Consider the following 19,815-nt stretch of genomic DNA (forward strand, 5'->3'; position numbering starts at 1 on the left):
AACAATATAGTCGTTGGCCATGACGGCTCTCTCCTCAAAACACTCTTATTCTGCTGTGCAGATAGCACTGAGTGTCTATTGTTTCAAACACTAGACGAAACAAGGGTCAGAGCGCAGCGAAACTGTGATTAACGCTCGCCGGGAAAAAAGCCCTGCCAGTTTTCATCGCCCGCTTCGATATTGGCAGCGCGGCGCAAGGCCCAGCGCGCGCGAATGGCTTTGGAGACATTGAGATAGAGCGCACCGTCGTGCACACTCCAGGCATCGGGATCACCAGACGCGAAATAGCCGCGCGACATGGCGAAGGCGCAATAGCCGCCATAATGCGGGGCGTACTTATCTGGATCAGCACTGAAGGTCGTGAGGTTTTCAGCATTGGCAAAATGAAACATCGTGCCTTTGTGCATTACGCTGAACGCGTCACTCCCCATGACACCATCCCCGCCGCTCAGCGAGAAATAGGCGACGACGTCACGCCCCGTCGCGGCGAGACCGCTGCCAATGTCGTACCAACGCGGCTCTGTGCTCGCAAAGGCGGGCATCGCAACAGTTGCTGCACCAAGCGCTATAATTTTTCGACGCGAGAAGATCATGGCAAGTTTCCTTTTCATCTGGGGGCGGGCTGCGTTACATCTTGCCCTCAAATTAGGAATTGAAATTCACGGAGTCTCCCCTTGTCACAGAAACGTGCTTGGCAGCGCATGCTCTCGGGTCGCAGGCTCGATCTTTTGGACCCCACTCCGGTGGATATCGAAGTCGAGGATATCGCCCATGGGTTGGCCTTCGTTGCGCGCTGGAATGGCCAAACCAAAGGGGATTTTGCCTATTCAGTTGCCGAACACTCCTTGCTTGTCGAGGCGCTTTTCAGCCGCATGCAGCCCTCTGCACCCGTAAAGTGGCAACTGGCCGCTTTGTTACATGACGCGCCCGAATATGTCATTGGCGACATGATCAGCCCCGTGAAAACCGCCATCGGCCCCAGTTACGGCGTGCTGGATGATCGCCTGACGGCGGCGATTCATATCAGGTTTGGCTTGCCTGCAACGCTTCCAGCCGCAGTGAAGAAGCAAATCAAAAAGGCGGACCGGATCAGCGCATGGCTGGAAGCAGTGCAAATCGCGGGCTTCACCGAAAAGGAAGCGGATCAGTTCTTCGGCAAGCCCGATCCGGCGATGATCGAGGGGCTGTCGATCCGCTTGCGCGCGCCCCTTGAAGCGCGCAATGAATTTACCCAGCGCCATGCTGAATTATTAGAAAAGATGTGATGGCAATTTCTATTCGACCCTACCAGATCGGTGATGCGCCACAGATGGCTGACATCCTGAACGAGATTATCGAGATCGGCGGCACCACCGCCTATCTTTCCCCGCTCTCGGCTGAAAAGATGAAAGCCAAAATTGCCGGTGGCGGCGAGAGGGCCCGCTGGAACATTGCGGTTGACGAAAACGAACAGATCATTGGTTTTCAATGGGCGGAGCCACATTCGCTGTTGCCGCCAGAGGCGGCCAGCATCGCCACCTTCGTGCGCGTTGGCGTCGTTGGCGGCGGCATTGGCTCCAAACTGTTCGCAGTCACATGCGCTCAGATGCGCGCGCTCGGGTTTATTTGGATCAATGCCTCGATCCGCTCCGACAATGCGAGCGGGCTCAGCTATTACACCAAGATGGGCTTTCAGGATTGGAGCATCGAGCCGGACGCCGCTCTTAGCGATGGGCGCATCGTTGGGAAAACCCACAAGCGCTACAATTTATGAGAATCTCAATAACCCTAGGCGTGTATTTTCCAAATTCTTAGGTGTTTTTCGTAGTTTATGAGACAGCAATCACAATTCCGCCTCAAATGGGAACCATAAGAAGACGATGCCGATGGCTTGGCGTCGAATAAGGAATACCAAATGCGCACTTCTCGTATCGCACTCTCTACAGCAATAGCACTTGCTCTTTCAGGGTGCATGCCGTCGAACGAACCAATGTTCAGTTCGCGGGGTGCCGTTTCCAGCGAAATCACAAAAAGCAATGCTTCGAGCGAAATCCTAATGGCCGAGCAAACCAGCGCATTGACGCAAATGACCCGTGATATCATTCGCAAATCCACATTAAACGGAGCCGCGATCGGCGCGATTGCAGGCTGCGGCATGGCTGTTTTATCCGCGGGCAATGCTAAAAGCTGTGTAACGGCTGCCCTTTCGGGCGGCGCCGTTGGTGCGGTCGCAGGGAACATAAAAGGCAGACAGCACGCCGCGAAGCGTGTCGCACTGGTCTCTCCCAGCGCACTTGTTCGCTCGATCGGCAAAGCCGACGATCGCATGGATGCAGTCACACGCGACCTTCCCGAACTGTTGAAACAGCAAGATGCAGAGCTTGTAACACTCAACAGCCAGGTTAGCGCGGGGCAAATCACAGAGGCCCAGTTCACGCAGCGTTTCGAAGTGATCAAGGCTAACCGCCAACAGCTTGCCGAAGCGCTCAGCCTGAGCGCCGCACAGGCCGAGGAAGCGCATACAAATCTCGAAAACGCCCAATCCAAAGGGCAAACCGGCCTTGAGTGGCACCTGAGTGCAACACAAAACCTTGCGCGCGAAGCGACCTCTGCGCGCTCGGCAATCTCGCTTCTTTGAACTCACAGACATTTTAAGAACGCTCAGTCACCTTCGGGTGACTGTTTTTTTTGTCACTCGCCATTAAGAAGAATACAAAAACGCGAACAATCTTTCGAAAAATGGAAACAGTTCACATTCTTGCCTTAATTCAGCTGCTTACTCATTTACAGATACGCGCAGTGGTTGATTTGAAAAAGTAGGAATTGGTAAAATGCGGATTGTGGCAAGCGTCATACTATTGGGACTTTCGTTCTTGATTTCAGGCTGTACCAACAGTCCTGACACAACTTTCGCAACGCGCAACGCTGAGGTCGATTTCGATCTCCAAAGCATTGTGCGCACGCAGTCCAACGACATGCTAAGCCTTACAAGCGATCTGAAAAACCATGCAATAAGCGGTTTTCGATCTGCTAAAAAACTCGACCGCGATCTGGAAAAAACCGTCATCCATATGGATCAGCTTCACATGAATCTACCCGCCCTGCTTGCGGCGCAGGACATGGAACTAGCCGAACTTCGCGATATGATCAACAAAGGCATGGCTGACCAAAACGCACTTACCCTGCGCGCACAAGAGGTGCAGACCTATCGCAAATCCCTCGTCGGATCGCTCGATGCGAGCGCGAAGCGCGCGAATATCACAGCCATCAGTCTAGAAAGCAATTATGCGACGGGGCGCGCCGATCTGGCCAGTCCAACGCATACCGCCCAAGATCTTGCCCGTGATCTGCGCGCAGCGCGCACGATGATCGAAATGCAGCTTTAATATAGAAAACGCCACCCATAGGGTGGTGGAATTGTCCCTAACGGGGGCTGCGCTTTGCCAAAATACGCTGCAATGTGCGCCGATGCATATTGAGGCGACGGGCGGTTTCGCTCACATTGCGATCGCATAGCTCATAAACACGCTGAATATGCTCCCAGCGCACACGATCGGCGCTCATCGGATTTTCCGGAGGCGGGGGAAGTGCGTCGCCCGTTGCCAGCAACGCGTTGGTCACATCCGTCGCATCCGCAGGCTTGGATAGGTAATCCGTCGCACCGATCTTGACCGCAGCAACCGCCGTCGCAATCGCTCCGTAGCCCGTCAAAACGACAATGCGGCTTTCGGGGCGTTTCTCGCGCAGCACTTCAACCACATCAAGACCATTGCCATCCTCGAGCCTCAGATCGACCACGGCAAAGGCCGTCGGGCGCGCCGTCGCAATGGCCTTGCCTGCCGCTACAGAACCAGCGGTTTCCACTTCGAACCCGCGCTTCTCCATCGCTTTAGCAAGGCGTCGCAAAAAAGGTTCGTCATCATCTACAAGCAAAAGGGACTTGTCTTCACCGATGTCTTGAAGCGCTTCAGTGTTCACGAGAGGACCTCCCAAGGATGCGTATTTTTTAGACTTTTACGCATCTTGCGCGAATGGTCAAACCTTTGTCGCAGATCACGCACGATCCTAGCTGTTATCTACAAAGCACTGGATCGTGTCAGCCATCTGATCTGCCTGAATTTCACGGCGAAAGAACTCGACAAAGCCTTGTTCTGGCAGAACCAAATAGGAGAAGGTCGAATGATCCACTAGGTAGTATTCGTCTTCTGCAGGCTGAGCTTTATAGTAGGTCCGATAGGCTTGGCTGGCCGCCTTGACCTGAGCCGGCGATCCTGTGAGGCCAATCATTTTTTCATGCAAGTTATCAGCAAATTCACCAACCACCTGAGGCGTGTCACGCTCTGGATCAACAGTAATGAAAACCGGTGTGATCGAGGTTCCGCGCTCTTGCAGAATGTCGGTGACTTCCGCGTTGCGCGATGTGTCGAGCGGGCAAACATCCGGGCAGAACGTATATCCGAAGTAGATCAGCGAGGGTTCGGTGATCACATCCGTGTCGCTCACTTCTGCACCCGTTTCATCAAGCAGCGTGAAGGGGCCGCCGATCTGGCTTGTACCGCCTGCGACCTGGCCAATCCGGCACTCTGCAAACTGATCATCCGATCCACCAAACAGGGTGAACACCCAGATACCAGCAAGAGCCAAAACCACAGAGATCGCGGCAAAAATAGCAAGAAGGCGGGTCATAAACATCTCCAACTGTGACAGCGAGGTGATTGATTCATAGTGTCGTCTGCGCCTATCACTTGAAGCGTCGGTTGAAAATGCACCATGGCGTGAAGCCCTGCGACAGATTGAGGCGCAGGTAAATGAGCAAGGCGAACCTATGAGTGATCTGAATATCTATTCGCCCTTGGGGCAACAGCGCCACAACTGGGTGCGCCTTCGCACGATGATCATCCTACGCTGGGTCGCAATATTCGGGCAGATCGTTGCTATCACGGTGGCGCAGAGGCTTTATAACCTCCAGTTGGAACTGGGCCTGTGCTACCTTGCTATCGGCGTGTCGATCATTGGCAATCTGATCGCGATATTCGTCTTTCCAGAGAACAAGCGCCTCTCGGAAATTGAGAACCTGCTGATGGTTGTCTTTGATCTTTTACAACTGTCGTTCCTGCTGTTTCTAACGGGCGGCCTGCACAATCCTTTCGCGCTTTTGTTGCTTGGGCCCGTCACCGTTTCTGCCGCCATCATGTCGCTGCGCTCAACCGTAGTGCTTGGCGTGCTCGCTTTGATCATCGTAACAGTCTTGGCGCAATATCACCTGCCGCTGCGCACCGAAGAGGGGTTCATCCTGCGCGTTCCAAGCGTTTTCGTCTTCGGTAATTGGGTCGCCTTCGTAATCGCGCTACTATTCTTAAGTGCCTATTCATGGAAAACCACCAATGAAATGCACACGATGTCCGATGCGCTGCAAGCGACCTATCTGGCCTTGTCGCGCGAACAAAAGCTGACCGATCTTGGCGGTGTCGTCGCCGCTGCCGCGCATGAACTTGGCACGCCTTTGGCTACAATCAAACTGGCAAGCGCCGAGTTGATAGAAGAACTGGCCGATCGCCCCGACCTTGCCGAAGATGCCCGCCTGATCCGCCAGCAGGCTGATCGTTGCCGCGATATTCTTCGCTCTATGGGCCGCGCAGGAAAGGACGATCTTCACCTGCGCAAAGCGCCGCTTAGCACTGTCCTCGAAGAAGCGGCAGAGCCGCATTTGGATCGCGGTAAATTCATCACCTTCGAATACAATGGCCAAGAGGGTTTGCGTGACGTTCAGCCAGAAATCCTGCGTCGACCGGAGATCATTCATGGGATCAGAAATCTTGTGCAAAATGCCGTCGATTTTTCCGAACAGAATGTCTGGGTTGAATGCGAGTGGGCAGACGACAGAATTTCCGTGCGGATCGTGGATGATGGCAATGGCTTTCCTGCTCATCTGATCGGACGTATCGGCGATCCTTTCGTGAGCCGGCGAAAGACCGAAAGGGAACGCAAAGCGAGACCGGAATATGAGGGGATGGGGCTTGGGCTATTTATCGCCAAAACCCTGCTGGAAAGATCAGGAGCCGAGCTCAGCTTTGCCAACGGATCAAGTCCGTTTTCCGGCGATCGGCATGAAAAGCGCGGCGCTATCGTTGAAGTGGTGTGGCCACGCAATATGATTGATGCCGCCTTCTCGGAAGTCGCTGAGATTACGGGGGAAAATCGACGAAACCCAACACATTAAGGCACCGCTTAATTAAATATTAACCTTGCACTCATTACGGTGAACCCGGTTTTCTAAGGAATTGGGCATGCTTGTAACTTTCACTTGGATCGATCTTGGCATCGTCGTCGCGGCGGCCCTGTTCACAGCCCTCATTTTACTGATGGCGACAAGTAAGATCCAGCGGGGAAACGTGAGCCAGCAGGAACGCGCGGCGCTGCCTGTCGCGGGCCAAACGTTAAGTTTCGACTTTGATCTCTCTGGCCAGCTATTGTTCACCAACGAAGCCGGGGCGACCCTTCTCGATGAACTTGAAATTCCCGACCCGGACTGGGCGCAATTTCGCGCGATGTTCCTTGATAGATTTCCTGATCTTCCGGGCGGTATCGTCGCCTCAGACAAGCCCCGCCTAAGCACGCACATGCCCTGCTCGTGTGCAGATCCTATGGAGCTTGAGCTGGAGCAGCACGCAAGCGGACTTTCGATTAACCTTCGCAATCGCGGCTTCGACGCGCTGCGCCATAGCGCGAACCTTCATCGAACGCTTGCCAGCTTGCCCAACCTAGACCTAATCCGAACCGTCTGTGAACAGGCACCTTTTCCGATTTGGCAATCTTTTTCAGATGGCTCTATCGGCTGGTCGAATGGGCGATATCAATCACTTGATACCCATGTTGTTCGCCAAAACGGGGTCAAAGGCAGGCCTCTGTTTATCCTACCGGATTCACTTGCCGATGCAGGCAAACCTGTGCGCGTATCCCTGAAAGATATAGAGCATAACCGGACTTACTGGTTTGATGTATCGCGAGAGAAATTTGAAACTGGTCATCTGAATTTTGCGGTCGATATCCACGCGGTTGTGAACGCCGAATCTGCCCAACGCAATTTTGTTCAAACGCTCGCTAAAACCTTTGCCCATCTTGCGATCGGCCTCGCAATCTTTGACCGCAACAGACAACTTGTCTTGTTCAATCCGTCATTAATCGATCTGACCGAACTGCGTCCGGACTACCTGACGGCACGGCCAAATTTATTTTCATTCTTCGATCAATTGCGCGATAATCATGTCATGCCGGAACCCAAAAACTACGCCTCTTGGCGCGAGCGTATTGCGGACGTCATTTCAGCTGCATGCGACGATAATTTCAACGAAACCTGGCATCTACCCAATGGTTTGACCTACCGCGTGACAGGCAGGCCACACCCGGATGGCGCAATTGCTTTCCTCTTTGAAGATATAAGTGCCGAGATTTCCTTAACTCGTCGTTTTCGCGGCGAGGCCGATATCACCCGTTCTGCACTTGATGCGCTTGAGGACAGTCTCGCGATTTTCAATCAGGCCGGATTTTTGCAACTCAGCAATCGCGCAATGGGGCGGTTCTTCGATCCCAGAAAACCGTCTCCACTTGAGAAAATGAACATCCGCGAAGTCACGTATTTGTGGCAGGAGCAATTCCAGCCAAGTCCAGCATGGGGTGAAATTCGCGACTTCATCACCGGCAATGCCGAGCGTGAAACATGGAGCACGCAATTGCGTCACGTCGATGGCGACCGCTTTGATTTGCAAGTTTCCCCTTTGGTGTCTGGCGCAACTTTAGTCACGTTTCGCTATGCCCTCGCAAAGCAAGGGAAAGGCCTCGAAACTACCTCCAAATCGAAGCGATCTTCAACCGTCGCAGCCTAGGCGCATTTCACGGTTTCGCCTTGCTTCAAAGCGCCGTACCTTGGCACCATGAGCAACGCTGCGCGCCCCTTGATCCTCGCGTCACCCGACGCAACCGCCGCCCTCGCCCGGCGTTTCGGTACAGCCCTGCGTGCAGGCGACACGCTGCTATTGCAAGGCGACATCGGCGCTGGCAAAAGCTATTTCGCGCGCGCTTTGATCCAGTCCTTGCAAGATATTCCCGAGGACGTGCCCTCGCCCACCTTCACGCTTGTGCAGACCTACGACACACGTCTGGGCGAGCTTTGGCACGCGGATCTGTACCGGCTAGGCGATCCGGGCGAAGTCGAAGAACTTGGGCTCACCGAAGCCCTCACAAGCGCAATCTGCCTGATCGAATGGCCCGATCGGCTTGGCACACTCACGCCCTCCGCCGCAGCGGTTCTGACGTTTGACATCCTAGGGCGCGAAGAGCATCGCCGCATCACGCTGACCGGCCAAAACTGCGACCTTATGCGCAGACTTTCGAAAGCTATGACATGACCACACGAGACAGCAAAATCGATCGCTTTCTTCACGAAACGAACTGGCAAGGCGCAACGCGCGCGCCCTTGGCCGGGGATGCGTCGATGCGCAAATATCTTCGCATCGGCGCAGGCACAGATGGGCGCATCGCCGTGCTCATGGATGCAGACCCCACCCTTGGAAACGATGTGCGCCCCTTCCTGCGCATCACCGACTATTTGCGCAGTATAGATCTCAGCGCACCAGAGATTTATGTTGCGGATGAAGATTCTGGCTTCCTACTGATCGAAGATCTTGGCGATACCCTTTACGCCCGCGTCGTTGAGGCGGATCACACCCTTGAACACCCGCTCTACGAGGCAGCGGTGGACGCGCTTTTGCATCTGCACCGTACGCCGCCTCCACCGCTCGATCCCTATGACACAGCGTTTATGACGCGCATGGCGGCGCTGTCGTTCGAATGGTATCAACGCGGCGCACATACTGCAATCGATACCCGCGCCAAAGCTCACTTTGAAACTGCATTTTTTACCTTGTTAGACACATATATCGACCCGCCCAGTGTGTTGATCCAGCGTGATTATCATGCGGAAAACCTGCTTTGGTTGCCCGAGCGATCCGGCGTAGCGCGGGTCGGTTTGCTTGACTATCAGGACGCACTTTTGGGACATCCTGCCTATGATCTCGTGTCCTTACTGAAGGATGCACGCCGCGATGTTTCTGTCGAGAGCGAAGAAGCGATGATCGCGTATTACATCGCGCGATCTGGCATGGATAAAGCCGCATTTCGCAGCGCCTATCACCTGCTCGGACTACAGCGGAACCTGCGCATTCTGGGTGTCTTCGCACGCCTGTCCATGCACTTCGGCAAGCCATCCTACGTCGATCTGATTCCGCGCGTTTGGGGCCTGATCCAACGTGATCTGGAGCATCCTGTTAATGCGCCTGTGGCTGATATGTTACGCCAATCGCTTCCCGCGCCGACACCTGAAATTCTACAAAGGCTCAAAGACAAATGCGCGATCGTCCCGACGCTATAATGCTCTTCGCCGCTGGCTTCGGCACGCGCATGCGCCACCTCACGGCGGATCGCCCCAAGCCTTTGGTCAAGGTCGCTGGCCATACATTGCTCGATCACGCGCTGGCGCAGACTGATGGAGTTGCGCTTACCCGCAAGGTCGTGAATAGCCACTATTTGCCAGACCAGATCAAAGCACATCTTGCCAATCGCCCAGACATCACGGTGATCCATGAGGGTGGTGAGATCCTTGAAACGGGTGGTGGACTCAAGAACGCGCTGCCAGTGCTCGAAAACAGTCCTGTGTTTACCATGAACACCGATGCCGTATGGCAAGGGGAGAACCCGCTGCAGGCGCTGCTCGATGCTTGGGAACCAAACAAAATGGACGCGCTTTTGCTTTGCGTGCCCAAGGAAAATGCGATCGCTCACATGGGTACCGGAGACTTCACAATCACCGACGATGGCCGTCTGAATTATGGCCCCGGAGACATCTATTCGGGCGCTCAGATTGTCCAAACGGACCGCTTGCACGAAATTTCAGAAACCTCCTTTTCCCTCAAACAGCTTTGGGCAAAATTGTTGGATTCCAAGCGCATGTATGGCCTTCGCTACACAGGAAAATGGTGCGATGTCGGCTCGCCCGAGGGCGTGGAACTGGCAGAAACGATGCTAAGGACTCCCGATGTTTGATCCGCAGAAAACCCCCCGCATCTTTGCCTTGGGGCTTGGTGTCGATTTCCCCAAAGCCTTGGTGGCAGGCCTGCGCGAAAAGATGCAAGGTCAGCCCCCCGAAGCTATGGCGCGCATCCAGCTTATCGTGAACACGGCCCGCATGCGCCGCCGTGTCAGCACACTGTTCATGGACGGCACCGCGCAGCTTTTGCCGCAAATCACACTGCTGAGCGATCTGGGCAAAGACCCCAAATTCAACGCGATCCCCCAAGCCGTTTCCCCCCTCGTGCGGCGGATCGAATTGATCTCTCTGGTGGACGCCTTGCTGCGCCAGAACCCTTCCCTGGCGGCCCGTAGTTCCTTGTTCGACCTCGCAGAATCGCTCGCGGCGTTGATGGATGAAATGCAGGGCGAGGGCGTCTCACTCGCTGATATTTCCAACCTCGAAGTGACGGATGTATCCGGCCATTGGGCACGCGCGCAGAACTTTATCGGAATCGTCGGCCGCTTTCTTGATCAGTCGCAGGAAGCGCCGGATACACAGGCCCGCGCACGCGCCGTTGCGCTGGCTCAGATTACGGAGTGGACGCACAATCCGCCAGAACATCCTGTCATCATCGCAGGCTCGACCGGATCGCGCGGCACCACCGCTTTGCTGATGCAGGCCGCTGCGAACCTACCCCAAGGTGCCGTCGTTTTGCCGGGCTTCGATCGGGATATGCCCGAAACTGTCTGGGACGAATTGATCGCCCAAAGCCCCGCGCGAATGGCTGCGGAGGATCACCCGCAATATCGCTTTGCAAAAATGCTACAAGACCTCTCGATCCACCCCAAAAACGTTCCGAATTGGCACGAAACCGCCCCCGCCGATTCCGCCCGCAATAAGGCTGTCTCCCTCGCATTGCGCCCTGTTCCCGTCACTGATGGCTGGCTGCGTGATGGGCCTGACTTGGGAGATCTGCCCAGCGCGATGCAGGGCATCACTTTGCTAGAACCACAAACAGCCCGCGAAGAGGCACTCGCCATCGCGATGCGTTTGCGTATGGCCGCCGAGGAGGGAAAAACAGCCGCGTTGATCACCCCAGATCGCATGCTCACACGGCAAGTTACCGCCGCGCTTGATCGCTGGGATATCAAGCCGGACGACAGCGCAGGCATGCCTCTTCAACTCTCCCCGCCCGGACGCTTTCTGCGCCATGTTATTGAGCTGTTCACTCGCCCGCTCGATGCCGAGGCATTGCTGACATTGCTCAAGCACCCAATGACCCATTCTGGCAGCGAACGCGGCGCGCATTTGCTCCTGACCCGCGAATTGGAGCTCTCCATTCGCAAGAACGGCCCTGCTTTTCCGGATGCCGCAAGCCTTGGTAAGTGGGCGAAGGACAACAAACTCGCTGGCGCAGCAGAATGGACGGAATGGGTCGCGCAAATCTTCTGCGGCCACATGTGCGAGGGCACGCAAAACGCGGTGCATCTGGCAGAGCGGCACATCGATTTGGCCGAAAGAATTTCGCAAGGCCGTATCGGTAATGGGGCAGGCGAGCTTTGGAATGAGGGCGCAGGGCGCGAGGCGCTCAAACAATGGGAAGCGCTGCATCCTGCACTCGACGCCTTGCCTGATCTAAGTGCGCGTGATTACGCCGATCTACTGGGGGGAATCTTGTCGCGCGGCGAGGTGCGCAACCCCGATGTAGGCCATCCCAACGTACTGATCTGGGGCACTTTGGAGGCGCGCGTTCAAGGCGCCGATTTGTTGATCCTTGCAGGCCTGAACGAGGGTAGCTGGCCCGAAGCGCCAAGCCCCGATCCATGGTTGAACCGACGTATGCGCGCAGGTGCAGGATTGTTGTTGCCGGAGCGGCGCATCGGGCTGTCTGCCCATGATTTTGAGCAAGCAATTGCCGCGCCAGAGGTCTGGCTGACCCGCGCCCAGCGCTCGGATGATGCGCAAACTGTGCCATCCCGTTGGCTCAATCGGTTAACCAATTTGATGGGTGGCTTGAAAGGACAGCATGGTCCCGAAGCAATCAAACAGATGCAAGCGCGCGGCAACGCATGGCTAGAGCGCGCACGCCAGCTTGAAGCGCCGATAGAAACGCCACCGGCGCCCCGCCCCTCACCGTGCCCGCCGCTCGAAGTGCGTCCAAACAAGCTCTCCGTGACAGAGATAAAGACCCTCGTGCGCGATCCTTATGCGATCTACGCCAAGCATGTTCTAGGGCTTAATCCGCTCGAAAGTCTTGTCAAAACCGCCGATGCGCGCTTGCGCGGAATAGCGGTGCATCAGGTCTTCGAAGATTTCGTGAAAAACTGGGATGACACGCGCACCGCTGGCGATCTAGTCGCCCTAGCAAGGCATATCTTTGCCAAAGATGTGGATTGGCCCTCTGCCCGCCTGATGTGGGCTGCGCGCATCGCGCGATTGGCGCAGGACTTCGTGTTTGAGGAGCAGCAAAGGCAGCAAAGCACCGTTTCTTCTCATCTCGAAGTGAAGGGTGAAAGCGTGCTGGCCGATCTTGGCTTCACCTTGACCGTGAAAGCAGATCGCATTGATCTGGATGCTCGCAGCGGCGCGCACTTATACGACTACAAGACGGGACAAATTCCGTCGAAATCGCAACAGATCGCCTTTGACATGCAGCTCTTGCTAGAAGCCGCCATGGCAGAGCGCGGCGATTTTGAGGGCCTTCATCCGCGCCACATCGAAGGGGCAACGTATCTGGGCGTCGGCGCAGGTCTTAAATCTATCGCTGCGCCTTTGGATGAGAAACCGACAGCGCAGGTCTGGAAAGAACTTTTCAAGCTGATTTCCGATTATCAAGAGCCTAAAAAGGGATATACGGCTCGACGCGCCATGGAAAAATCCAAGTCATTCGGACGCTACGACCAGCTTTCGCGTTTTGGCGAGTGGGACGAAACCACCCGGCCCGATAATTCAGGAGTGACGCCATGACCCCACAAAATGATGCCACGCAGGCGCAGGTTGATGCGGCGCGCCCCCATGTGTCCACCTGGCTTTCCGCCAATGCCGGCTCTGGCAAGACCCGCGTGTTGACGGACCGCGTCGCACGTCTGCTTTTGGCGCAGGTTCCGCCCGAACGCATCCTGTGCCTGACCTACACCAAGGCAGCGGCGGCAGAGATGCAGAACCGTCTATTCAAGCGCCTTGGCGAATGGGCGATGCTGGGTGACGAGACGTTGCGTGCAGCCCTGCGTGATCTGGGCGAAGAAGGCAAAATCGACCCCGAAGCGCTGCGCAAAGCGCGCACCTTGTTCGCCGCGGCGATCGAAGCACCGGGTGGTTTGAAAATCCAGACAATCCATTCGTTCTGCTCCACCGTTCTGCGCCGCTTTCCCCTCGAGGCGAACGTCAGTCCGCAGTTCGCCGAGATGGAAGAACGCGCCGCCGATCTACTGCGCGAAGAAATAATCGAGGAGATGGCCTCCGGCCCAGAGGCCCCTTTGATCGTCGATCTTGCGACAATCACCGGAGCTTATGATCTCACCGATCTAAGTGGTGAAATCGTCCGCCATCGCAGTGCTCTTTTGACGCCGCCAACGGATGACGCCGTCTATGCGGCCTTTGAACTTGACCCCAAAATGGACGACACCGTGATTGCCGCGTCGGTATTTTTAGGCGGCGAAGATGCCATTCTTGACGCGCTCGTTCCCGTGCTGAAAGGCTCCGGCGTTAACGATGTTAAGCTGGCGGCGAAGCTGGCAGACCTCACCAACCTTGATGCGAAATCGCTCCCGAGCTTGGAGGCCGCATTCCTCACGCTTGACGGGCGCTCCAAGGCCGGGAAAATTCCCGCGAAAGCTGCGCAAAAGTCGTTCACCTCTCATCAAGACGCGCTGGATGCCTGGATCGAGCGGGTCGAGCGCGCGCGCACGGATCGGCTCAAACTGGCAGCAGTGCAAAAGACCCTCCATCTCAACCGTTTCGCTGCCACTTTCCTCAAGCGCTACGAGGCGAGCAAACAGGCGCGCGGCTGGCTTGATTTCGACGATCTGATCCTAAAGACCCGCGATCTTCTGGCCAATTCCGAGATGGCGCAATGGGTGCTCTACAAGCTCGACGGCGGCATCGACCACATTCTTGTGGACGAAGCCCAAGACACCAGTCCCGCGCAATGGGACGTAATTGAACGGCTGACCTCCGAAATAACCGCCGGGATCGGTGCGCGCGATGATGTGCCGCGCACGATCTTTGTGGTCGGTGACAAAAAGCAGTCGATCTATTCGTTCCAAGGCGCTGATCCGCGTGAATTCGATCGTATGCGTAGCGAATTCGATACGCGCCTGCGGCCTACCAATTCACCGCTTGTCGATGCGGAATTGCATTACTCCTTCCGCTCCGCACAGTGCATTCTCGAACTTGTCGATCAAACGTTCCAGGGCCACGCCGCCGCCGGTTTCGCCAGTTCAAACCATCTCGCGTTTGAGGGCGGCCCGCCCGGGCGCGTCGATATCTGGCCCGCCATTCCCAAAGCAGAAAAGGACGACGGCGACGCAAATTGGTCCGATACGCTGGATAAGCTCGGCGAGAAGGATGAGACGGTTCTGATGGCGCGGCGCATCGCAGATGAAATCGCGCGCATGACCGGATTGGACGGAAGCGCGCCCGAACCGATCTATGACGATGGCGCATTTCGCGCTGTTCGCCCGGGTGACGTTCTGATCCTCGTGCAGCGCCGCTCGGACCTGTTCGAAGAAATCATTCGCGCTTGCAAATCCGCCAACCTGCCCATCGCAGGCGCAGATCGGCTCAAGGTGGGGGCGGAAATGGCCGTGCGCGATTTGCAGGCCTTGCTCAGCTTTCTCGCCACCCCCGAGGACGATTACGCACTGGCGGTGGTCTTGAAATCACCGCTGGTCGGGTGGAGCGAAAAGCAGCTTTTCGATCTAGCGCATGATCGCGGATCACGCTTTCTCTGGCAGGCTCTGCGCAATCAAAAGGATCAGCATCCCGATGTGTTAACATTGCTCGAAGATTTGCGCACACAGGCCGATTTTCTGCGTCCCTATGATCTGATCGAACGCGTGCTGACCCGCCACAACGGGCGTCGCCGCATCATTGGCCGCCTTGGGCGCGAAGCTGAAGATGGCATCGATGCGCTGCTCGCACAGGCGCTCTCGTTCGAACGTTCGCGCATCCCTTCATTGACAGGGTTTCTGACATGGATGGAAAGCGATGATTTGACGATCAAACGCCAGCTTTCTCAGGACCGCGATGAGATTCGCGTGATGACGGTGCATGGCTCCAAGGGTCTTGAAGCGCCGATCGTCATTTTGCCCGAAACACAGAAACGGCGAAATCCCTCTGGTGGCTCGCTTTTCAAGACAGAAGCGCTGGTGGGCTGGAGCGTACGCAATGACGATGCGCCAGATATCATTCGCGCCGCCAAAGCACAGCGCGATGAAAAGCAAGCGGAAGAGCGGATGCGCCTGCTTTATGTCGCCATGACGCGTGCGGAGAAATGGCTGATCCTCGGGGCGGCGGGCGATCTGGGCAAGTCCGATGACGAGAGCTGGTACAGCATGGTCAGCGCTGCTGCGCGTGCACGCACGCATGTTGAACATGACTTTGGATTTGGTCTGGGCCTCAGGATCGAACCTATGCCTTGGGGCGTTTGCGAGGAAGTGGCATCCCTCGGACTGGCACAGGAAGCGCCTTTTTTGGAGCCGCTTTTTCGTGAAACCGTCGCCAATCCTGTTATTCTCGAACCCTTTATTACGCCCTCCGCCCTCGGAGGGGCGAAGGCCCTGCAGAGCGAGGGTGCCTTGGATGAAGAGGCCGCAAAACTGCGCGGCACCCGTATCCATCTTCTGCTCGAACATTTCGCTGCAACCCCACAATCCGCTTGGAACGACACCGCCAAGGCTCTTCTCGCGGATGCGCCTGATTTGACAGACATGATTCGCGAAGCGCGCAGAACCGCGACCCAGCCCGATCTCTCGTTCATCTTCGCAAAAGGCACGCTTGCCGAAGTCCCCATCACTGCCAATCTGGCAGAGCTTGGCGGTAAAACGATCCACGGCATCGTAGATCGCCTGATCGTAAGCGAAAAAGATATTTGGGTGATCGACTTCAAATCCAACGCCGCAGTTCCACCCGATGCAGAGGCTTGCCCCGAGGGCCTCCTGCGCCAAATGGGGGCCTATCATGCCGCGTTGAAACAGATTTATCCACAGCGCAAAGTGCGCCCCGCAATCGTCTGGACCCGCGATGCCACGCTCATGGAGTTGCCAGACCCTTTGCTGCACGCTGCGCTGGGCAGAGCAGGTGCATCTATGCGCCTTGACGCCCCCGTCCCCAATACCTAGGTTTGGGCAGCAAGATTTTCCGCGATATTCCCTAGGAGACGCACTATGGCTACCGTTGCCGTCACAGACGCCACATTTGACGCTGAAGTCAAAAATTCCACCGTTCCTGTTGTTGTCGATTTCTGGGCAGAATGGTGCGGTCCCTGCAAGCAAATCGGACCAGCGCTTGAAGAGCTCTCCGCAGAATACGGCGATCAGGTCAAGATCGTTAAGGTTGATGTAGACAGCAACCCGAACTCCGCCGCCGCCATGGGCGTACGCGGTATTCCTGCGCTGTTCATTTTCAAGGACGGCGAAGTCGTATCCAACCGTGCAGGCGCCGCACCAAAAGCCGCTCTTCAAAGCTGGATCAACGACGCGATCTAATTGCTTTCTTTCAAAAGCCATAAAGGGGCGTGCCGATGGCGCGCCCTTTTGCTTTTTTAGTACGCTTTCTTGCGCGTCGCCGCACGGCCCGCCATATACGAGTTAACGAACAAGGAGAGAGTCCATGAGCAGCAATGAATTCCCCGGCTGGCACGGCACCACGATAATCGGCGTTCGCAAGGACGGCGAAGTGGTGATTGCGGGTGATGGTCAAGTTTCCCTTGGGCAAACTGTGATCAAAGGAACCGCGCGCAAAGTGCGCCGTCTCTCCCCTGGTGGGTATGATGTTGTCGTGGGTTTCGCGGGCTCCACCGCAGATGCATTTACCTTGCTTGAGCGCCTTGAAGCAAAACTGGAAGCGACCCCAGGACAATTGGCGCGCGCGTCCGTTGAATTGGCAAAGGACTGGCGCACAGACAAATACTTGCAAAAACTCGAAGCTATGTTGATCGTCACAGACGGCACGGAGTTGCTCATTATCACAGGCGCAGGCGATGTGCTGGAACCCGAGCATGATGTTGCTGCCATCGGATCTGGTGGTAACTTCGCTCTCGCCGCTGCACGCGGCCTCATGGACGCTGATGGAACAGCCGAGCAAATTGCGCGCCGCGCTATGGCGATTGCGTCCGATATTTGCGTTTACACCAACGGCAATCTCACTGTTGAAACGATCAAAGCATGAGCCTTGATAAAGACGACATTCGCGCGGCCGTTGCCGGTAATATCCTGACAGAACCACAGGCGGCCTCTCTCATGGCGCTGGCCGAAAAGCGGCGCGGCACACGTGAAAACATGGATGGGCTTGATGAGCCGTTCGAGTTGTTCCGCGGTTTCAACGAGGTGTTCATTGTGATCGGCCTTGTAATTCTCTACGCGGGCTGGATGGGCCTTACGGGGCTGAACATTTTCTTCTCCGAAGATGCGAACCTGAGCACGTTGATCTATGGCGTCATTTCCGTTGCCGTGACCTATTTCCTTGCGCGCTACTTCACGTTGAAACGTCGCATGGTCGCCCCCTCGATCATGCTGGTCGTGTTAATGTTGCTGAGCGGGCTGCAAATCGGTGCAAGTCTGGCGAACCTGCTAGCGCTTGAGAACGCATCAATGACAGGATTTTCCGCCGGCTTCGCCACACTCCTTTTAGCTGCTTTCTACGCCATGTTCCGCATCCCCGTGACCGTATTTTTCATCGCCCTTGGCGTGTTTATCGCCATTGGTGCGCTCTTCGTGAAAGGCGGCGCAGACGCCCCAGTCGTGAGTGATCTGTTCATGCTCACCAACGACGGCCCCTTCGCGATCATCACCATCATCTTGGGCCTCATCGGCCTGACAATCGCGCTACGCTTTGATATGTCAGATCCACACCGCGTGACGCGTCGCGCCTCCGCTGGGTTCTGGCTGCATGTCATCGCAGCGCCCGCAATTGTGAACACTATCGCGCTGACACTGTTTGAAGCGGGCGGCGTAGCTGGTCAAATTGTCTTGCTCACTTTCCTCGCGGCCATGGCTATCTTTGCAATGATCATCGACCGGCGCAGCTTTCTGGTCGCTGGCATCGGCTATATTGTTGCAATCGCCATTGCATTTCTTGAAGGAAACGCGGCCATCGTCATTTTGATCCTCGGCCTAGGTCTCGTAGTCCTTGGTGCAAAATGGGAAGGCTTGCGCGCCCGCATAATGGATGCACTGCCAGCCTTTCCAGGCAAAAATAAACTTCCCCCATGGGGCCTGACGGAGACATCCTTATGACCGACCTCACCCCACGCGAAATCGTCTCGGAACTTGATCGCTTCATCATCGGCCAAAACGATGCCAAGCGCGCAGTAGCAGTCGCCCTGCGCAATCGCTGGCGGCGCAAACAACTCGCCGATGATCTGCGCGACGAGGTTTACCCAAAGAACATCCTGATGATCGGGCCGACTGGAGTAGGCAAAACCGAGATCAGTAGACGCCTCGCCAAACTCGCGCGCGCGCCGTTCATTAAGGTCGAGGCGACGAAATTTACCGAAGTGGGTTACGTTGGCCGCGATGTGGAGCAAATCATCCGCGATCTGGTCGATGCCGCAATTGGCGAGACGCGTGAATACATGCGCGAGGACGTGAAAACCAAGGCAGAAGCCGCCGCAGAAGAACGTGTGATCGAAGCGATCGCTGGCGACGGCGCACGCGAGGCCACGCGCGAAATGTTCCGCAAGAAGCTGCGCTCGGGCGAATTGGACAACACACTGATCGACATTGAAATCGCGGATAGCTCTAACCCCATGTCCGGCTTTGAAATTCCGGGTCAACCCGGTCAAAACATGGGAATGATGAACATCGGTGATCTGTTCGGCAAGGCCATGGGCGGACGCACGACGCGCAAGAAATTGACCGTTGCAGAAAGCTATGATGTGCTGATCGGCGACGAAGCCGACAAGCTGCTTGATGATGAAAGCGTTACTCGCGCCGCGCTTGAAGCTGTCGAACAGAACGGCATCGTTTTTCTGGATGAAATCGACAAGGTCTGCACCCGGGCCGATGCGCGCGGCGGCGATGTGTCCCGCGAGGGCGTGCAGCGCGACTTGCTGCCACTTATCGAGGGAACGGTCGTAAGCACCAAACACGGGCCCGTGAAAACCGATCATATCCTGTTCATTGCCTCCGGCGCGTTTCACATCGCCAAGCCCTCAGATCTGCTGCCCGAACTACAGGGTCGCCTGCCGATCCGCGTTGAATTGCGCGCACTGACCGAGGGCGATTTCGTACGCATCCTGACCGAAACGGACAATGCACTGACGCGGCAATACACAGCGCTGATGCAGACCGAAGAGGTAATTGTGTCCTTCACCGATGATGGCATTGCAGCGTTGGCAAAAATCGCGGCAGAGGTGAATCAAAGCGTTGAAAACATCGGAGCGCGCCGCCTTTATACCGTGCTGGAGCGTGTGTTCGAGGAGTTATCCTTCACTGCGCCCGATCGCGGCGGCGAGACGATTTCAGTCGATTCAGCTTTTGTAGAGACGCATTTGGGCGAACTCTCCCGCTCTACCGATCTTTCGCGATACGTGCTCTAGCGCGCGAAAT

The 19,815-nt window shown here is 56.1% G+C and carries 18 protein-coding genes; 15 read left to right on the plus strand and 3 right to left on the minus strand.

Translation table 11 applies throughout. From position 1 onward, the window contains the following. Window positions 1-128 precede the first annotated feature (128 nt). Complete coding sequence (locus B9P63_RS04710) at window positions 129-593, minus strand: YHS domain-containing (seleno)protein (protein WP_139816208.1); 465 nt, start codon at window positions 591-593, stop codon at window positions 129-131. Window positions 594-701: 108 nt separating this feature from the next. Here B9P63_RS04710 and B9P63_RS04715 point away from each other — a divergent pair, with 108 nt between their 5' ends. The 4 genes from B9P63_RS04715 to B9P63_RS04730 all read left to right on the plus strand — a co-directional run bounded on the left by B9P63_RS04715 (window position 702) and on the right by B9P63_RS04730 (window position 3,365). After that, window positions 702-1,265 (plus strand): HD domain-containing protein, encoded by a 564-nt coding sequence (locus B9P63_RS04715; RefSeq protein WP_085307418.1) that lies wholly within the window; start codon window positions 702-704, stop codon window positions 1,263-1,265. Next, window positions 1,265-1,753 (plus strand): GNAT family N-acetyltransferase, encoded by a 489-nt coding sequence (locus B9P63_RS04720; protein ID WP_085307419.1) that lies wholly within the window; start codon window positions 1,265-1,267, stop codon window positions 1,751-1,753. Before B9P63_RS04715 ends, B9P63_RS04720 begins: the two co-directional genes overlap by 1 nt. Before the next feature lie 282 nt (window positions 1,754-2,035). Then, the gene (locus B9P63_RS19140) at window positions 2,036-2,617 is read left to right on the plus strand and encodes a hypothetical protein (RefSeq protein WP_176219103.1); all 582 of its coding nucleotides are present in this window, start codon (window positions 2,036-2,038) and stop codon (window positions 2,615-2,617) included. Between the two features lie 193 nt (window positions 2,618-2,810). After that, window positions 2,811-3,365 carry a hypothetical protein gene (locus B9P63_RS04730; RefSeq protein ID WP_085307421.1) on the plus strand — a complete coding sequence of 185 codons (555 nt, stop codon included), beginning with the start codon at window positions 2,811-2,813 and terminating at the stop codon, window positions 3,363-3,365. Window positions 3,366-3,402: 37 nt separating this feature from the next. On the opposite strand, the gene B9P63_RS04735 is transcribed toward B9P63_RS04730, so the two are convergent. Further along, window positions 3,403-3,957, minus strand: a complete 555-nt coding sequence (locus B9P63_RS04735; RefSeq protein WP_085307422.1) for an ActR/PrrA/RegA family redox response regulator transcription factor — start codon at window positions 3,955-3,957, stop codon at window positions 3,403-3,405. Between the two features lie 87 nt (window positions 3,958-4,044). Next, window positions 4,045-4,665, minus strand: a complete 621-nt coding sequence (locus B9P63_RS04740; protein WP_085307867.1) for an SCO family protein — start codon at window positions 4,663-4,665, stop codon at window positions 4,045-4,047. A 139-nt stretch (window positions 4,666-4,804) separates the two neighbouring features. On the opposite strand from B9P63_RS04740, the gene regB reads away from it, so the two are divergent. The 11 genes from regB to hslU all read left to right on the plus strand — a co-directional run bounded on the left by regB (window position 4,805) and on the right by hslU (window position 19,805). Next, window positions 4,805-6,199, plus strand: a complete 1,395-nt coding sequence (regB, locus tag B9P63_RS04745) for a sensor histidine kinase RegB (protein ID WP_085307423.1) — start codon at window positions 4,805-4,807, stop codon at window positions 6,197-6,199. A 67-nt stretch (window positions 6,200-6,266) separates the two neighbouring features. Next, window positions 6,267-7,862: a PAS-domain containing protein gene (locus B9P63_RS04750; protein WP_085307424.1), complete on the plus strand. Its 1,596-nt coding sequence runs from the start codon at window positions 6,267-6,269 to the stop codon at window positions 7,860-7,862. Window positions 7,863-7,910: 48 nt separating this feature from the next. Beyond that, window positions 7,911-8,384: a tRNA (adenosine(37)-N6)-threonylcarbamoyltransferase complex ATPase subunit type 1 TsaE gene (gene tsaE / locus B9P63_RS04755; RefSeq protein ID WP_085307425.1), complete on the plus strand. Its 474-nt coding sequence runs from the start codon at window positions 7,911-7,913 to the stop codon at window positions 8,382-8,384. After that, window positions 8,381-9,406 (plus strand): aminoglycoside phosphotransferase family protein, encoded by a 1,026-nt coding sequence (locus B9P63_RS04760; protein WP_085307426.1) that lies wholly within the window; start codon window positions 8,381-8,383, stop codon window positions 9,404-9,406. Before tsaE ends, B9P63_RS04760 begins: the two co-directional genes overlap by 4 nt. Continuing rightward, entirely contained in the window at window positions 9,382-10,077 is a 696-nt protein-coding gene (locus tag B9P63_RS04765) for a nucleotidyltransferase family protein (protein ID WP_085307427.1), read from the plus strand. The genes B9P63_RS04760 and B9P63_RS04765 overlap by 25 nt, the downstream gene beginning before the upstream one ends. After that, entirely contained in the window at window positions 10,070-13,012 is a 2,943-nt protein-coding gene (gene addB / locus B9P63_RS04770) for a double-strand break repair protein AddB (RefSeq protein WP_085307428.1), read from the plus strand. Before B9P63_RS04765 ends, addB begins: the two co-directional genes overlap by 8 nt. Continuing rightward, on the plus strand, window positions 13,009-16,386 hold the full coding sequence (addA, locus tag B9P63_RS04775; RefSeq protein WP_085307429.1) for a double-strand break repair helicase AddA: 3,378 nt from the start codon (window positions 13,009-13,011) through the stop codon (window positions 16,384-16,386). Before addB ends, addA begins: the two co-directional genes overlap by 4 nt. Window positions 16,387-16,431: 45 nt before the next feature. Beyond that, a complete protein-coding gene (trxA, locus tag B9P63_RS04780; protein WP_085307430.1) occupies window positions 16,432-16,752 on the plus strand; it encodes a thioredoxin in 321 nt (106 codons plus the stop codon). 124 nt (window positions 16,753-16,876) lie between these two features. Next, a complete protein-coding gene (hslV, locus tag B9P63_RS04785; RefSeq protein ID WP_085307431.1) occupies window positions 16,877-17,434 on the plus strand; it encodes an ATP-dependent protease subunit HslV in 558 nt (185 codons plus the stop codon). Next, the gene (locus B9P63_RS04790; RefSeq protein ID WP_085307432.1) at window positions 17,431-18,501 is read left to right on the plus strand and encodes a hypothetical protein; all 1,071 of its coding nucleotides are present in this window, start codon (window positions 17,431-17,433) and stop codon (window positions 18,499-18,501) included. Before hslV ends, B9P63_RS04790 begins: the two co-directional genes overlap by 4 nt. After that, window positions 18,498-19,805: an ATP-dependent protease ATPase subunit HslU gene (gene hslU, locus B9P63_RS04795; RefSeq protein ID WP_085307433.1), complete on the plus strand. Its 1,308-nt coding sequence runs from the start codon at window positions 18,498-18,500 to the stop codon at window positions 19,803-19,805. The genes B9P63_RS04790 and hslU overlap by 4 nt, the downstream gene beginning before the upstream one ends. Window positions 19,806-19,815: the final 10 nt, after the last annotated feature.

The sequence above is a fragment of the Planktotalea arctica genome (assembly GCF_002105285.1).
Classification (GTDB): domain Bacteria; phylum Pseudomonadota; class Alphaproteobacteria; order Rhodobacterales; family Rhodobacteraceae; genus Planktotalea; species Planktotalea arctica.

Bases quoted from the DNA above. Each gene is read 5' to 3' on its own strand.
- addA (WP_085307429.1), top strand. From the start codon at position 13,009: ATGACCCCACAAAATGATGCCACGCAGGCGCAGGTTGATGCGGCGCGC.
- B9P63_RS19140 (WP_176219103.1), top strand. From the start codon at position 2,036: ATGGCCGAGCAAACCAGCGCATTGACGCAAATGACCCGTGATATCATT.
- B9P63_RS04730 (WP_085307421.1), top strand. From the start codon at position 2,811: ATGCGGATTGTGGCAAGCGTCATACTATTGGGACTTTCGTTCTTGATT.
- B9P63_RS04750 (WP_085307424.1), top strand. From the start codon at position 6,267: ATGCTTGTAACTTTCACTTGGATCGATCTTGGCATCGTCGTCGCGGCG.
- B9P63_RS04765 (WP_085307427.1), top strand. From the start codon at position 9,382: ATGCGCGATCGTCCCGACGCTATAATGCTCTTCGCCGCTGGCTTCGGC.
- tsaE (WP_085307425.1), top strand. From the start codon at position 7,911: ATGAGCAACGCTGCGCGCCCCTTGATCCTCGCGTCACCCGACGCAACC.
- B9P63_RS04715 (WP_085307418.1), top strand. From the start codon at position 702: ATGCTCTCGGGTCGCAGGCTCGATCTTTTGGACCCCACTCCGGTGGAT.
- B9P63_RS04790 (WP_085307432.1), top strand. From the start codon at position 17,431: ATGAGCCTTGATAAAGACGACATTCGCGCGGCCGTTGCCGGTAATATC.
- hslU (WP_085307433.1), top strand. From the start codon at position 18,498: ATGACCGACCTCACCCCACGCGAAATCGTCTCGGAACTTGATCGCTTC.
- hslV (WP_085307431.1), top strand. From the start codon at position 16,877: ATGAGCAGCAATGAATTCCCCGGCTGGCACGGCACCACGATAATCGGC.
- B9P63_RS04760 (WP_085307426.1), top strand. From the start codon at position 8,381: ATGACCACACGAGACAGCAAAATCGATCGCTTTCTTCACGAAACGAAC.
- addB (WP_085307428.1), top strand. From the start codon at position 10,070: ATGTTTGATCCGCAGAAAACCCCCCGCATCTTTGCCTTGGGGCTTGGT.
- B9P63_RS04740 (WP_085307867.1), bottom strand. From the start codon at position 4,665: ATGACCCGCCTTCTTGCTATTTTTGCCGCGATCTCTGTGGTTTTGGCT.
- B9P63_RS04710 (WP_139816208.1), bottom strand. From the start codon at position 593: ATGATCTTCTCGCGTCGAAAAATTATAGCGCTTGGTGCAGCAACTGTT.
- trxA (WP_085307430.1), top strand. From the start codon at position 16,432: ATGGCTACCGTTGCCGTCACAGACGCCACATTTGACGCTGAAGTCAAA.
- regB (WP_085307423.1), top strand. From the start codon at position 4,805: ATGAGTGATCTGAATATCTATTCGCCCTTGGGGCAACAGCGCCACAAC.
- B9P63_RS04720 (WP_085307419.1), top strand. From the start codon at position 1,265: ATGGCAATTTCTATTCGACCCTACCAGATCGGTGATGCGCCACAGATG.